Origin of the sequence: Pedobacter sp. ASV12 (assembly GCF_016429155.1) — a bacterium.
Taxonomy (GTDB): Bacteria; Bacteroidota; Bacteroidia; order Sphingobacteriales; family Sphingobacteriaceae; genus Pedobacter.
Genome location: NZ_JAELUC010000035.1, coordinates 1 through 13,624, shown reverse-complemented (window position 1 = coordinate 13,624; position 13,624 = coordinate 1). Strand labels below are relative to the sequence as shown.

Annotated in this window: 17 protein-coding genes; all 17 read left to right on the top strand. The window is 43.2% G+C overall.

What is annotated here, in order from left to right:
• Window positions 1–163: 163 nt before the first annotated feature.
• Window positions 164–394, top strand: a complete 231-nt coding sequence (locus JHD69_RS10415; RefSeq protein WP_199140021.1) for a hypothetical protein — start codon at window positions 164–166, stop codon at window positions 392–394.
• 2 nt (window positions 395–396) lie between these two features.
• Entirely contained in the window at window positions 397–681 is a 285-nt protein-coding gene (gene yidD, locus JHD69_RS21470; RefSeq protein ID WP_199140019.1) for a membrane protein insertion efficiency factor YidD, read from the top strand.
• Window positions 682–694: 13 nt separating this feature from the next.
• Window positions 695–1,027: a YegP family protein gene (locus JHD69_RS10405; protein ID WP_199140017.1), complete on the top strand. Its 333-nt coding sequence runs from the start codon at window positions 695–697 to the stop codon at window positions 1,025–1,027.
• A 34-nt stretch (window positions 1,028–1,061) separates the two neighbouring features.
• Window positions 1,062–2,129 (top strand): type I restriction endonuclease, encoded by a 1,068-nt coding sequence (locus JHD69_RS10400; RefSeq protein ID WP_199140015.1) that lies wholly within the window; start codon window positions 1,062–1,064, stop codon window positions 2,127–2,129.
• A gap of 3 nt (window positions 2,130–2,132) precedes the next feature.
• Window positions 2,133–2,600, top strand: coding sequence for a hypothetical protein (locus tag JHD69_RS10395; protein ID WP_199140013.1), 468 nt, complete (start codon window positions 2,133–2,135; stop codon window positions 2,598–2,600).
• A 6-nt stretch (window positions 2,601–2,606) separates the two neighbouring features.
• On the top strand, window positions 2,607–3,842 hold the full coding sequence (locus tag JHD69_RS10390) for a DUF4407 domain-containing protein (RefSeq protein WP_199140011.1): 1,236 nt from the start codon (window positions 2,607–2,609) through the stop codon (window positions 3,840–3,842).
• The gene (locus tag JHD69_RS10385) at window positions 3,842–4,825 is read left to right on the top strand and encodes a DUF4407 domain-containing protein (protein ID WP_199140009.1); all 984 of its coding nucleotides are present in this window, start codon (window positions 3,842–3,844) and stop codon (window positions 4,823–4,825) included. Before JHD69_RS10390 ends, JHD69_RS10385 begins: the two co-directional genes overlap by 1 nt.
• Window positions 4,822–6,786, top strand: a complete 1,965-nt coding sequence (locus tag JHD69_RS10380) for a J domain-containing protein (RefSeq protein WP_199140007.1) — start codon at window positions 4,822–4,824, stop codon at window positions 6,784–6,786. Before JHD69_RS10385 ends, JHD69_RS10380 begins: the two co-directional genes overlap by 4 nt.
• Window position 6,787: 1 nt before the next feature.
• Entirely contained in the window at window positions 6,788–7,294 is a 507-nt protein-coding gene (locus JHD69_RS10375) for a hypothetical protein (protein WP_199140005.1), read from the top strand.
• Between the two features lie 9 nt (window positions 7,295–7,303).
• The gene (locus JHD69_RS10370) at window positions 7,304–7,516 is read left to right on the top strand and encodes a hypothetical protein (RefSeq protein WP_199140003.1); all 213 of its coding nucleotides are present in this window, start codon (window positions 7,304–7,306) and stop codon (window positions 7,514–7,516) included.
• Window positions 7,495–8,013 carry a thermonuclease family protein gene (locus JHD69_RS10365; protein WP_199140001.1) on the top strand — a complete coding sequence of 173 codons (519 nt, stop codon included), beginning with the start codon at window positions 7,495–7,497 and terminating at the stop codon, window positions 8,011–8,013. Before JHD69_RS10370 ends, JHD69_RS10365 begins: the two co-directional genes overlap by 22 nt.
• A 110-nt stretch (window positions 8,014–8,123) precedes the next feature.
• On the top strand, window positions 8,124–8,564 hold the full coding sequence (locus JHD69_RS10360; protein WP_199139999.1) for a pyridoxamine 5'-phosphate oxidase family protein: 441 nt from the start codon (window positions 8,124–8,126) through the stop codon (window positions 8,562–8,564).
• Between the two features lie 187 nt (window positions 8,565–8,751).
• Complete coding sequence (locus JHD69_RS10355) at window positions 8,752–9,576, top strand: oxygenase MpaB family protein (RefSeq protein WP_199139997.1); 825 nt, start codon at window positions 8,752–8,754, stop codon at window positions 9,574–9,576.
• The gene (locus JHD69_RS10350) at window positions 9,573–10,292 is read left to right on the top strand and encodes a DoxX family protein (protein ID WP_199139995.1); all 720 of its coding nucleotides are present in this window, start codon (window positions 9,573–9,575) and stop codon (window positions 10,290–10,292) included. The genes JHD69_RS10355 and JHD69_RS10350 overlap by 4 nt, the downstream gene beginning before the upstream one ends.
• Before the next feature lie 74 nt (window positions 10,293–10,366).
• A complete protein-coding gene (locus JHD69_RS10345; RefSeq protein ID WP_199139993.1) occupies window positions 10,367–11,947 on the top strand; it encodes a glycoside hydrolase family 43 protein in 1,581 nt (526 codons plus the stop codon).
• Between the two features lie 20 nt (window positions 11,948–11,967).
• Complete coding sequence (locus JHD69_RS10340; protein ID WP_199139991.1) at window positions 11,968–12,324, top strand: bleomycin resistance protein; 357 nt, start codon at window positions 11,968–11,970, stop codon at window positions 12,322–12,324.
• Between the two features lie 920 nt (window positions 12,325–13,244).
• Window positions 13,245–13,529 (top strand): helix-turn-helix domain-containing protein, encoded by a 285-nt coding sequence (locus JHD69_RS10335; RefSeq protein ID WP_199139989.1) that lies wholly within the window; start codon window positions 13,245–13,247, stop codon window positions 13,527–13,529.
• The last annotated feature ends 95 nt before the right edge of the window (window positions 13,530–13,624 follow it).

The following is a 13,624-nucleotide window of genomic DNA, read 5'->3' as shown; positions in this document are numbered from 1 at the left end:
TCCGATGGCTTTTCTATTTTCTTAGGGGCTATAAATACGACATAATAAGCTGTACTTCAAAATTTTATAAAATTCTACTTCTTACGGTTTCCCGTAAAAAACCCTCGGTTAAGCAGCCTAGTTTTGGAGAGTTAAATCAATAATCAAACTCAAAAACTAGGTCATGGAATATAAAGTAGTACCCTTCGTCGCCACCTTTAACCAAAAGGAATCTACTGGCGTGATTGCAAGACAATTGGAACAATTAATCGCTCAATTTGCAGAAGAGGGCTGGACATACATCAGGTTAGAAAGTGTTTCAACTTATGTTCAGCCCGACTCTGGTTGCTTCGGAATTGGCGCAAAGCCGGGCCGTATGGCCGCTTACCAAATGGTTGTCTTTAGCAAAAGCTAAGCATGAAGCTTTTTTTACTCTTCATCATAAAGGTTTATTGGGCAGTTATCCCCAAGCATAAAAGGCGAAAATGCCTTTTCAGGGTTTCCTGCTCTAAGCATGTTTACGAGCAGACAAAAGCACAAGGGCTTTGCAAGGGATTGATGGCGTTTCGCTATCGCTTTCAGAATTGCAGAAGCGGCTTTCAGCTTTTTGACAGCCCGATTGACGGCAGCAGAATGATGATCCTGCCTAATACCCAACTTTTGCAAACACACGAAATAGCCGAAAGATTTATCGACAAATAAAAGTATATAAACCATGGGAAAATTTATAATCACTAAAAGAAAAAACGAAGAATTTCAATTCAACCTCGAAGCCACAAACGGGCAGGTGATCTTAACCAGCGAAGGCTACACCACTAAAGCTTCCTGCAAAACGGGTATCGAATCGGTAAAGACCAATGCGCCACTCGATTCGCGATATGCGCGCGAGATGGCCAAAAACAACAAATATTATTTTAACCTCAAAGCCGGAAATGGCGAAATTATTGGCACCAGCCAGATGTACACTTCCTTGAATAACCGTGAAAACGGTATCGAATCGGTAAAAGCCAATGCGCCAGAGGCTACAATTGTTGACGAAACTGTTTAGTTAAAACCCAAGCTATCCTAACCAAACAAACAACATGGATTTTAAAGACGAGGTTAAACAACTGGGCGCCAGAGCAAGCAAAATGCTTCCGCAGCTCCAAACCGAAGAAGCCACCAAAAATGCTCTGATCATGCCCTTTATCAAATTACTGGGTTTCGATGTGTTCGATCCGTTTGAGGTAAACCCAGAGTTTATCGCCGATATTGGCATCAAGAAAGGCGAGAAAGTGGATTATGCCATCATGAAAGATGGCGAGCCCATCATCATCATCGAATGCAAGCATCACCTGGAGAAGCTAGACCCGCACAATTCGCAGCTATTTCGCTATTTCCATACCTGTAAGGCAAAGTTTGGCCTCTTAACCAATGGCCTGATCTATCGCTTCTACACTGATTTGAACGATGCCAACAAGATGGACGAAAAGCCCTTTTTCGAATTCAATATTGCCGAAATCAAAGAGGCGCAAATTGAGGAGCTCAAAAAGTTCCATAAATCATATTTCGATGTAGAAAGCATCTCGAACACGGCATCCGATTTGAAATACACCAATGAACTCAAGGCCCTCATCACTTCTGAACTGAAGGAGCCTACCCCAATTTTTGTCAGGCATTTTGCCAATCAGGTGTACCCGGGCAAAATCACCGAACGTATCCTGACGCAGTTTACCGAACTTGTTAAACGGTCGTCTAACCAAGTGCTGAACGATGCCATAACCGACAGGCTAAAAACGGCTTTAGACAAAGAGGAGGCAAACAGCAACGACAAGGAAGCCATCACCACCACGCAACCGGTAATGGCCGAAGACAAAATCGTAACCACCGAAGAAGAAATTGAGGCCTTTTTTATCGTCAAATCCATCCTGCGCGAAGCCACTGATCCCAAAAGAATCAGCTACCGCGATGCGCAGACTTATTTTGCCATCCTTTTAGACGACAACAACCGGAAAACAATCTGCAGACTTTACCTGGGCGCCAAAAAATACCTGGTGGTTTTAGACACGGCCAAAAAGGAAATAAGACACCCGATTAACAGCATAGACGAAATCTATAGCCACGACGATTTGCTCAAAGAATCGGTGGCCAAATTAGAAAACAAAACATAGCACATGGCCACTAAATTAACGCTCTTTAAATTTTGGCTATTCAACTCGCTCACATTCTCCAAACCTACCTTTCTAAACCTGGAGTATGTCGACTTTGTTGTAGACGGCAACGCTGTGTTTTTGCTGTCTTGGCAATTGGAGAAGGCCTATCGATTAACAATTCCCGAATTGGGTTTCCACTCGTTCAAAAAACAGGCCACCGCTTATGTTGCCGTTTCCGACCTAGCCGAACACTTAACCATCAAGATTTCCAATACCTGGTGGTCGTGTAGCGAAACCGTTAAGCTCCTAAAAACGGTAATGCCCGCACAACCCGATTACAGCCGTATGCGCGTGAAGGAACTGGACAAAAATACCGTACTCATTCCGCAAATCAACTTTAACAAAAAGGAGCCTCGGCTAAAGCCTGTAACCGTTGTACCTAAAGTCGGGCAAGCCACCATCATCAATCTAAACTACGCTGAAAATTAAATTATTATGGACAATCAATTGTACCAATCGCCCAAATCGAGCCGCTTTATGCGCCTGTTTTGGAAAGCCGCAGGTGCCGACAGGTATATCCTGGAAAGAAGCACTTATGGCGACCAGATTAAATATGTTTGCCTGGGTGGCATTATCATTGCCACCGGTGTAATGGCAGCCATCGCTGGAGGCTATGCCTTCTATACCATTTTTGCCCCAAAAGGCAACGCCATCGATTCGTTTAAGGCCGTAGAAGGCATCCAGGGCGATTACGATCCTACGCACATTCCAACGGCCCTCATCTCCATCGTATTCGGACTCATTTGGGGGGCCATCATATTCAACATCGACCGTTTTATCGTAACCAGCACAGGCAAGGGCGATGGCACAGAAGCCATTACCCGAAAAGAACTGATCGGCGCTTTGCCGCGTATCATTATGGGCGCCATTATAGCCTTAACTATTTCTAAGCCTGTAGAGATCAGAATGTTCAAAACCGAAATCGATGTAGCCTTGCATGCCAAGCAAATTAAGCAAGAGCAATTGTACAAAACCGAAATCGAGAAGGTGGCCAACAGCGAGATTGAAAAAAAGCAAGCCATTATTAAGCGCCAGCTGAACAGGATTGCGCAACTCGATAGCATCAGCACGGTAAGAAAGGCGGATATCGCCTACGAAATTTCGCATGGCGGATGCCACGGAAAGTGTGATGCCTTTAAAGAACAACTGGCACAAAACCAAGCAGAAGTATCGAAAATAAACAGCGACCCAGAATTTATCAAGGTCAAAAAAGACCTCGAAAAACTAGAAACCGACAAGCAAACCAAGCTGAGAGAAAGTGGCAAGGTCGCCGCAGGTTTGGATGGGTTGCTCGAAAGAATAAAACTGGCCCATGAGGAGGCTGGCTGGGTCATTTCGCTGTTTGTTACCCTTTTGTTCATGACCATCGAATTAACGCCCATCTTCTTCAAGCTGATGCTGATTAAAAGCCCTTACGATTACATGGAAGAAAACATCAAGGAGTTGATCAAGGCCGATAAGGGCATAGAAATACAGCACGATTTTTATACCAATGGCGAAGGCATAGAAAGAGATCTGGTCATCAACCATCAGGCGATCAAATTGCTAAAAGAAAAAATCCGGTTACTTGAAGTACAGAGTGAGCTGAGCAATGAAGCTATTAATGCCTGGAAACAAAAGAAACAGGATGACATTGTTCAAAATCCAGAAGAATACATAAGTGAAGCCTGATGGAGAAGCCACGCTATGTAAGGTTTTGGAGCAGGAGGTCGATCGTGAGTCTGATTGGCATCGACTATCCGATTCTCGAGCAATCTGAACTCGACAACCTCCCTAAATTCTATTTGGCCGGTTTTTTGGTCCTGTGCATTCTCTGGATAAGTTTTTTGTCCGTGTTTTATGCCTTCGACCTGATGTTTGACATGTGGCATGCAGAGCTGTTGCTTTCCTCTTTTTTCTCGCTCATGTTCTTTACCATTTACATTTTCCTGATACAGACTTTTTCTAAAGAGGTATTTCCAACGACAAGCAAAGTCAAGTTCTTCAACCTGTCGAATTTATCGAGGGTGGGCTTTGTACTCATGATTGGTTTCCTGATTGCACAACCCGTAAAGATATTTTTACTCAAGACACAATTAGATGCTGACATTGAAACCTATAAAACGCAACTATATCAAGATTTTTGCAAGGTAAACCAGCAACTGTATTTCAACGACATCAACAAATTGCTAAGCGACAAGAACAGGTATCAAGCCATGCCATATTCGCAAACGCTTGTTGCCGAAATAGCTAAAATAGATACCGCACTTTACCTGATAGACCAACGAATTGCCATGGCCAACCTGAAAGCCAAAAACAACATTTCGGGTTCTAATTTTTTCATCAAAAGAATAGCTTTCGCCGGCAAATATTTCACAGCCAAAATCGTGGTGTTTTTAATTGTTGTCTTGTTCTTTGCACCTATTGTATTGATCTATTCCATATCTGGCACCAGCAGGTATTACAGCCTAAAGAAAAAGAATGACAAAAATCTGGTTCTGAAAGAATATGCGCTCTTTAAAGCAAGATACAGCTTGTTGTTCGAGCGGAAATACCAGCTCCAAAACATGGTCTTTTACGAGCCCTTTCTCGATCCCCCATTTAATACGGTCCGCAAGCCACAACCCAACTATTTATCGCAAGCTGATTTTTTCAATAACCTGGTTGAGCAATGAGCGACTTTAAGAAGGATTACTATAAGATATTGGAGATATCCTCATCGGCTAGGGCCGATGAAATCAAGCTCGCCTATAGAAAGTTGGTTAAGCAATACCATCCCGACCTGCACCCGGGCAATACCCAATTTGAAGACCTGATGAAGGAAATCAACGAGGCTTATGAGGTTTTGGGCAACAAAGACGAGCGCTTTGCATACGACCAGTATTTAGTAAACAAACAGGCTCAACAAAAAAAAGAACAACCTGCTGAAAAAACCGCATCAAACCATAAACGGCACTATACCAAAACAACAACCGTATATTCCGAAGAAAGAACCTATGTAAAGGGCCAAATCTTTATCAAATATTTCGGCAAACATGTCAACCAACAAGCAGAAGATATTTTAAGGGAAACTTTTTACAAAATTACGGTTACCCAAACCGATGCCATCATTGAAAGTATTTATCGGCAAAATTTAACGCCCGAATTTCAAGCGGTCTTTTCGGCAAACAAGCCCATCAGCCTCAACATCAGTCAGCCCATCAACTGCACGGTAAAAGATGGGCCAAACAACACTTCTAACTATAAGCTAGAAATACTTGACCTTACCATTCCCAAGCCCGAAATCGTTAAGGTAACCAAACATGAAGATGAAAGCTTTGGCATGGTAACAGGAACTTTTTATGGCTATGTAAGAGAATTTAAAAGCCATGAAGAATCAACAATAGTGGAAGAATGCCATGGAGAAACCGGCCGCTATGAAGAAAAGATAGATAATGGAATCAAATACCGTCGAAAAGAATATTACCATGCCAACTGTAGCACCTATTGGGGAAACTGGGCATTTGATTTAACGGCACATGGCACAAGTTCATCTCGAACTACAGCTGGCTCAACAGGAAGCTATAGCCGGCCTCATCGAAGGCCTTTTAGAAGCAATTCTTACCAAAGCAACGCCAGTGGCTGCCTCGGTTCAACAGGCGGTATTTTCGCCTTGTTAACTGGCGCACTATTTTCTTGGTTGCTCCTGCCCAAGCTGGCCTTCTTCGTTTCGCTTATTGTACTGTTGCTGCTGTTAAAACTGATTCCATCCCGCATTTGGGGCTGGATAGCCAGAATTGCTTCTATGCTTTTTGCATTGGCCTATTTCGGCGCCATCATTGCCACTTTCCGGGCGGGTACCGGCAAAAGAAAAGAAGCACCTGTAGAAAAGCCAAAAACGGCCACCATTAAAAACCCAAGGCATACGCCTGTACGCAGTCCGGATACAAGCGACAAAACAATCGACACCCTAATTTATCACGATATAATCTGGAGCGATTACAATGGAAAGATCTACGAAGGCCACTTTGCCATTAAAAAAAGTGCCCTTAGCCGTGCACACGCCTATAAAGACACTTTAGCTGTTCAGGCCAATAGCGAGCAAAGCTACGATAGGGTCATTTATTCGCTTAAAGAAAACGACAAGAACAGCCTATCAGGGCTATACACTATGTTTGATTCGTTAAAACGGGCCAGCAAACCAAGTCAAACAGAATTTGCCGAAATCATTGTTTCGTTTGTGCAAAGTATTCCGTATACCCTGGTGTTACCTAAGGCCTGCGATGCACAGCTTTACCAAGACGAATTTACCGCCAGCTATTTGGCCAGCGCCGATGCCCGTTGCGACGGCTATGAAAGGTTCGGAATTAATACGCCGGTAGAATTTATGGCTTCGTTAAATGGCGACTGCGATACCAGAACCTTATTGTTGTATACCGTACTATCGCATTATGGTTATGATGTAGCGCTATTAAGCAGTTCGTATTACAGTCATTCCGTTCTGGGCATCAATTTACCTTATGATGGCCTTACATACGAATACAATAACCAAAGGTACGTGCTATGGGAAACCACTGTGCCTAATGCCCGACCAGGCATCCTCTCCAACGATGTTTCAAACACCAATTATTGGCGGATATCCTTAAAATCAAAATAACATGAACTCCTTAAAACCAATTGCCATTGCAGGCACCGTTACCCTATTGTTGATGCTGTTGTTGCTTACAGCTTATCTGTTAACCAAAAGACATAAATCAAAGCTCAATGCGGATGGAAAGCTGAAACGCTCCTATGCCATTTGGTATGCCGCTATTTTCCTATCTGGGGCAAAAATTATAGCGCAGGTACTAGAGATTTCGATCGAAATCATAGACAATCTGATAAAAATACATCCTGCTGCGCTCCTTTTAACGCTCTGCAAAGCTATTGCTTTGGTAAGCGGCTCTGCTTTTATCTGTTTTGTGTCGTGTGTTTTTATCACAAAGACCTTTATACAGCTCATACTGTTCAAGACCAACGAGAACGAAGAAATGGAAGACGACCATGTGGGCTATTTTATCATTAAAAGTGCCATGCTGATCGGAATGGTTTTTTCTTTGTCGGATGTCATTTCCCTACTCTTGAGAACGTTTATTCCTGCCATTCAAATACCCTATTATCATTAAACAATCATCATGAAAACCCTATTGCTATTTTTGGCTTTCTCTACCTATTTTTCTTGTGCCGAACCAACCGATGTATACATCTGCAACAATGGCAAGACCAAAAAATACCACCTCAGCTCCAACTGTCGCGCTTTGCGTAACTGTAGCTATAAAACCCTTAAAACGACCTTAGAAAAAGCTAAAAAAGAAGGGAAAACCTTATGTGGCTGGGAAAAACAGTAGCGACGTTTTTAATCTGCTGTTGCTGCCCTTTGCTAAACCAGCAAAAATATGATTCAGATTTTCAAAACAGGACTTTTACCGCCAAAGTAATCCGCATTATGGATGGCGATACCTTGGAGGTGCTTTACCAACAGCGACCCATCAAATTGCGTTTGGCCCACATCGATTGCCCGGAGCAAAGGCATGCGCAGCCCTTTGGCACACAAGCCAAAAAAGCATTATCCGATTTATGTTTTGGGCAGCAGGTAAAGGTTCAGTCCCAAAAGTACGACCGTTACAGAAGGCTGGTGGCTATTGTCACCAACCAGCAACACCAAATCGTAAACCAGGAAATGATTAAATTGGGCATGGCCTGGCATTTTGTAAAATATTCAGCAGACCCGGTTTACGCCAAACTGGAACAGGAAGCCCGAAAACAAAAAATAGGGGTTTGGCAAGATGCCCATCCCGTTGCCCCATGGGAATGGAGAAAACTCAGGAAACGGGCTATTCAATAATTAAGGGAAACCCTCCTAAATGCAGGTATATTTCGCCAATTAAACCGTATATTGCCTTATAATTAATTATCTCGACAGTGTCAAATCACCAACCCATTAAACTATAGGCTATGCTCGGAGAACTCAGCAAAAAGGAAATTCTAGACCTGCTTCAAAATCAGTTATATGGTTACTTAGGTTGCCATGCCAATGGCGAAACCTATGTGGTGCCAGTCAATTTTATCTACAGCGAAAATGCGCTTTACGCACATTCTGGTCCCGGCAAAAAGATCGACATGATGCGCCAAAACCCGAAGGTTTGTTTCCAGATTGGCGATATCAAAAACTCCTTCCACTGGAAAAGCGTTGTTATTGATGGTCGGTTTGAAGAACTCCACGATCAGGAGCGGCAACAGGTGATGCAGGGCATTATCCAAAAAATGATGCCGTTAAAGGAAAACACGCCAAGGGAAACTTCGCATGGCATTGACCCCGCTAAGCACAATCAGTTGATTGTGTATAAGATTGCCATCGATACCGTAAGCGGCCGTTTCGAAAGCCATAACGAATAATAACCCAACAAGCCTTTTAACCAATTTCCTAATCCGTACGCCCTGCCACATGGCAATGCGCCAGGCTTTGCCTGGTTTAAAGGAAGGCTTCATTAACCGGATTTATTTTTACAAAGCACTTTTTATTTCAAAGTATAGAATATATATCCTAACTTTGTGATTGCCGGCCACTTATTAAACGGCCGTAATGGTTTTGGATAGAGAAAATGTATCATACTTTGTCGATGAAAATTCGATTGTGCGCCAAATTTGGGGCAGCAGCGATACCATTTTGCTGATTTTTGCGGGAGCCGCCGCAGAGTTTGCCCTGAACAAAGCGGTAGACTGGCTTTATTTTACCGGAAAGCTGCCTGCCGATCCGCTCAAGCGCCTGTTCTCAACGGTATCTTATGCACGCCAAATTGTTTTCGCCACTTACGGCGATGCCCTGCAGGCTATTGACAAAATTGCGTCTATCCACAAAGGCGTTGAAAACCAGCGAGGCCAAAACATCCCCGACTGGGCCTACCGTGATGTATTGTATTTGCTGATCGATTATTCGATACGGGCGTATGAATTATTGGAAAGAAAACTAGAGATGGCCGAAAAAGAAGAGATTTTTGATGTGTTTTACCGATTAGGTACGGGCATGCAGCTCCACAGCCTGCCCAGCAACTATACACAATGGCTTGTTCAAAGAAACTCGGCCCTGGTTGCAAACCTTCAATACGGCGATTTTACCAAAGATCTTTACCTGCAATACCGCAAACATTTGGGCGGGTTCCGGTTTCTTATTTTAAGGCTGGCCCAACGCTTATTGGTACCGCAACAGGTAAACGAACTATTGGGGCTCGGGAAAAATCCCTTGGCGGCCGTCATGCTCGGTTCATACAAAATTAGCCGCTGGGTGGGACTGCAGCCAGTCCTTAAAAACGCCTTGCTGCCGGTAGCCTATAAAGAAGAAATTAAGGCACTAGACGGCTATGCTTATCCTTCAACATCAAGAAAAACAGTTATCCAAACGCTTTTATGAACATTTCAGCTACCCTCGACCGGCTTCATGCCCAAGTAAAGCAAAACATTTGGTTTGGCCGCTTTGCCATTTTTTGTCGCCTTGCCCTAGCCGCTGGTTTTATCCCATCGGGATTGGTCAAAATTATGGGCGAGCGCTTTACTTCTTTGTCTAACAACCATCCCATGGGCCATTACCTGGAGGCGCTCCACCACACAGGTTATTATTACACCTTTATTGGCATTGCACAGGTAACAGCAGCCGTTTTGTTGCTAATTCCCCGTACGGCTTTGCTGGGTGCACTGCTCTATTTTCCGATCATCCTGAACATCTGCATCCTTTCTCTGGCGGTGCGTTTTGATGGTTCATTGCTTTCTTCGCCATTTATGGTGCTGGCCAACCTCTATCTTCTTGGTTGGTATTACGATCGGCTCAAGCTTATTTTCCCTTTTAAATGTACCACCATCCAACAGTATCTGCCACCGCCAAGCGTTACTACCCGCAAATTTCCAACGGCTTTCTTTTTTGGCTCAATGGCAACCGTTGTGCTTGTGGGGTTCTTTTTGACGAACATTTTCGATCTTAAGCCCCGCAATACCTTAAGCGATTGCGAAAAACAATGCAAGGGGAGCGCCAACCCACAGGCCTGCCTCGTTTTTTGCGACTGTATCCACCAGCAAGGGCAGGATCTGGATCAGTGCCTGGGCGAATACCACAAGGCTTTGAAAGGGAAATAAATTTAATCTTGCCCGCATTGTTAAATAGGTTCTGCATAAATTGGTTATTTTTATTGTACAATACCTATCTACCGATGAACTCAAAAACCAAACTTCTGCTTATCTATTGCTGCTTATTGGCTTTTTTGCCTAGTAAAGCGCAAGTTCAAGCTAGCTCCAATCAATGGGCGCCAGACTTGGGCAATGGCAATTTTAAAAATCCCTTGCTTTGGGGCGATTGGCCCGACCCGGATCTCATTAGGGTAGGCGATGCGTTCTATTTGGTTACAACGAGCATGCATTATGTACCCGGCTGTCCGATTTTGAAATCAAATGACTTGGTAAACTGGCAAATGGCTGGTTATGCTGTTGACAGATACGATGAAGATCCTCGCTATAATTTGCAGAATGGCAACAGATACTTGCGGGGGTCGTGGGCGGCCACCATTCGGCATCACAATGGATTGTTTTATATAGGGTTCTGTACGCCAAATTGGGACAAGGAAAAGGGCCATTTTTCGATCTGCACAGCGAAAGACATCAAGGGCCCGTGGACGAGGACCATTTTCCCTGAATATTTGTATGATCCGGGTTTGTTTTTTGACGATGATGGCAAGGTATATGTAGCCCATGGTCAGCAAAAGCTATACATTACCGAACTAAATGCGGATGCCAAATCGGTAAAAACACCTCAAAAGGAAATTTACAATAACCGAGACTACCCCTATTTGGAGGGTTCGCACCTTTATAAGGTCAATAGAAAATATTACATTTTAGGCACTACCGGAGGTACAAAAGGCAGGCAGGTTTGCTTAAGATCAGACCATATTTATGGGCCTTACGAATCAAAAGTTGTCATTAACGACGACCATACTTATCCAGGCAACGGCTTGCATCAGGGTGGAATGGTGCAGCTCAAAGACGGTTCTTGGTGGTTTATGATTATGCAAGACCGCGGACCAATTGGCCGTACTCCTAATTTAGAACCCGTTACCTGGGTAGATGGCTGGCCTATGCTGGGCATAGATGGCAAAGGAGTTACGAATTATCAAAAGCCCAATGTGGGGAAAACCTATCCCATCACCGTGCCTGCAACATCAGACGAATTTAATCAAGCAACGCTTGGGCTTCAATGGCAATGGAACCACAATCCGGATCACGATAAGTGGTCTTTAAAAGAAAGAAAAGGCTATATGCGTTTGCATGCCTCGCTGGCAAAAGAGCTCACAACAGCACGCAATACGCTTACCCAAAGGGTGCAAGGGCCCTTTTCGGAAGGTACCGTGGAGCTGGACATCAGTGGCCTGAAAGATGGAAATATAGCCGGATTTGGTATTTTTCAGTCGCCATACGCTTATATTGCTGTTCGAAAAGAGGGTGATCAAAAAACCTTACTCATGGTAAATAATGGAAAAACGATCGACAGCATCACTAATTTTGCCCAACGTAAGCTTTGGATAAAGGCCAACTTAACCCATACCGATTTTCTAGCCTCATTCTTCTATAGCTTAGACGGCAAAAATTTTATTTCCTTTGGGAACAAACTGAAGATGGCCTTGGGATATGACTGGACCGCCAATCGTTTTGCCCTGTTCAATTACAGCACCAAGAAAGAAGGAGAGCAAGGCTATGCCGATTTTAATTGGTTCAGGTTTACGGGCCAAAACAGTTTTTAACGACAATTAAACCCCCTGCAATGTTCAAACGTTCGACCCCCATACTAGCCTCGCTTAACGAAGCCCAAACCATAGCCTTCTATACGCAACAATTGGGTTTTACCTTTTGTACCAACAACAATGGCTACCTGATATTTGAACGCGACGGCATTCATGTTCATCTGTTTCGTTGTGATGACCCAGAGGCCGGCCGCAACATGGGCTGTTATATTTATGTAACCGATATCGAAGCGCTTTATCAAGAATACCAGGCACTAAACCTGATCCATCCGAATGGGGCGCTCCAAATGATGCCTTGGGGCTTGAGGCAATTTGCCGTAGTAGACAACAGCGGCAATATTTTTTACTTTGCCGATGATAAGCCTGTTAATGGCTAGGAGAATAAATGACGCGACATTAAAAAAGCCTTTAAACAAATTGTTTAAAGGCTTTTTTTGCAGTGGTCTCAAAGACACCGATTTCAACCTGTTTTTAAGGTTACTATTTGATTAAAATTATTTTTATTCATTTTTTAGTGAAATTAACTGAAATATTTGAAACGAATCGACATTAAATAATAACCTCAGAAATATTTTTTAAAATAAATTTTGTGCTGTCAGGAATATTATTTACATTTGTATCATAGTTCTTTGAAAGGTTTTTAAAACTAATGTAATTGATTCAAATCGTAAAGTGTAGCAATACACAGCCTTTATAGGTATTTAAGATGATCAAGACTTTCCACCTCGACACCTCACCGCCAGGACAACCCTGAAGTTGAGAATGCCGATGAGCCTCGCTGCCAGACAGTTGAAGCCCTTTTCGCCGAATTGCCGCCATGCCGCTTTGCCGCTAAGCCGTAATGCCCCGAACCGTATTGAGAATGTTGGACTTAATCGGATTTATCCGTAATAATCATCACTGTTTTTTGATAATAAATGAAGCAGGATTCTGTAGGAGTGAATAACGAACAACGTTTGTGAATTTAATTACAGCATAATTGGAAGAAGCAGGCAATAATGCCTACTAATTAAATTCAATAATTATGCAAAAACATAGTTTCAAAAACAGTGAAGATCTGATACTGGGTATTAAGGTCATCCTTTCAAAGCACCGTTGTTCGTTTTCAGACGAAGAGCAAGTTCTTTTAAGTGATTGTATTAGCATGCTGGAGCAATCCAGATCAGCACCGGACATTCAGACCCGTATGTTGGCCTCTGTTAAAGTATTGGGAACGATAGCACGTATCTTTTCAATCTATGATCATCTTAAGGACTTATTTTAATCTGGCACTCCTACTTTTATCAAACCCATAGTTATGGACATAGGAAACACAATTAAACAGATAAGAATTAAAAAGGGCCTAAAGCAAAATGAATTTGCCGAGCGCTGCCAGCTTACGCAGGCCTATGTTTCAAAAATTGAAAGCAATCAGAAGGAACCTGCCCTGGGCGTACTCAAAACGATTGCAGATGTATTGGAAACACCACTACCTGTACTTTTTTTCCATTCAATGACAGCGGAAGACATTGAGCCGAGAAAACGGGAAGCCTTCCAAATCATCCTTCCTTCTATAAAAGGTATGATAGAATCATTTTTTTGATATGCTGGACGTTCCAAAACTTTTAAAGATACTACACATTACCCAGAAAGAGCTCTGTCTCTTATACACATCTGACGCTGCCGACGAACCACGAC

Coding starts and splice junctions, on each gene's coding strand:
- yidD (WP_199140019.1), top strand. CDS start 397: ATGAAGCTTTTTTTACTCTTCATCATAAAGGTTTATTGGGCAGTTATC.
- JHD69_RS10405 (WP_199140017.1), top strand. CDS start 695: ATGGGAAAATTTATAATCACTAAAAGAAAAAACGAAGAATTTCAATTC.
- JHD69_RS10340 (WP_199139991.1), top strand. CDS start 11,968: ATGTTCAAACGTTCGACCCCCATACTAGCCTCGCTTAACGAAGCCCAA.
- JHD69_RS10385 (WP_199140009.1), top strand. CDS start 3,842: ATGGAGAAGCCACGCTATGTAAGGTTTTGGAGCAGGAGGTCGATCGTG.
- JHD69_RS10375 (WP_199140005.1), top strand. CDS start 6,788: ATGAACTCCTTAAAACCAATTGCCATTGCAGGCACCGTTACCCTATTG.
- JHD69_RS10350 (WP_199139995.1), top strand. CDS start 9,573: ATGAACATTTCAGCTACCCTCGACCGGCTTCATGCCCAAGTAAAGCAA.
- JHD69_RS10360 (WP_199139999.1), top strand. CDS start 8,124: ATGCTCGGAGAACTCAGCAAAAAGGAAATTCTAGACCTGCTTCAAAAT.
- JHD69_RS10395 (WP_199140013.1), top strand. CDS start 2,133: ATGGCCACTAAATTAACGCTCTTTAAATTTTGGCTATTCAACTCGCTC.
- JHD69_RS10345 (WP_199139993.1), top strand. CDS start 10,367: ATGAACTCAAAAACCAAACTTCTGCTTATCTATTGCTGCTTATTGGCT.
- JHD69_RS10380 (WP_199140007.1), top strand. CDS start 4,822: ATGAGCGACTTTAAGAAGGATTACTATAAGATATTGGAGATATCCTCA.
- JHD69_RS10390 (WP_199140011.1), top strand. CDS start 2,607: ATGGACAATCAATTGTACCAATCGCCCAAATCGAGCCGCTTTATGCGC.
- JHD69_RS10370 (WP_199140003.1), top strand. CDS start 7,304: ATGAAAACCCTATTGCTATTTTTGGCTTTCTCTACCTATTTTTCTTGT.
- JHD69_RS10415 (WP_199140021.1), top strand. CDS start 164: ATGGAATATAAAGTAGTACCCTTCGTCGCCACCTTTAACCAAAAGGAA.
- JHD69_RS10400 (WP_199140015.1), top strand. CDS start 1,062: ATGGATTTTAAAGACGAGGTTAAACAACTGGGCGCCAGAGCAAGCAAA.
- JHD69_RS10365 (WP_199140001.1), top strand. CDS start 7,495: ATGTGGCTGGGAAAAACAGTAGCGACGTTTTTAATCTGCTGTTGCTGC.
- JHD69_RS10335 (WP_199139989.1), top strand. CDS start 13,245: ATGGACATAGGAAACACAATTAAACAGATAAGAATTAAAAAGGGCCTA.
- JHD69_RS10355 (WP_199139997.1), top strand. CDS start 8,752: ATGGTTTTGGATAGAGAAAATGTATCATACTTTGTCGATGAAAATTCG.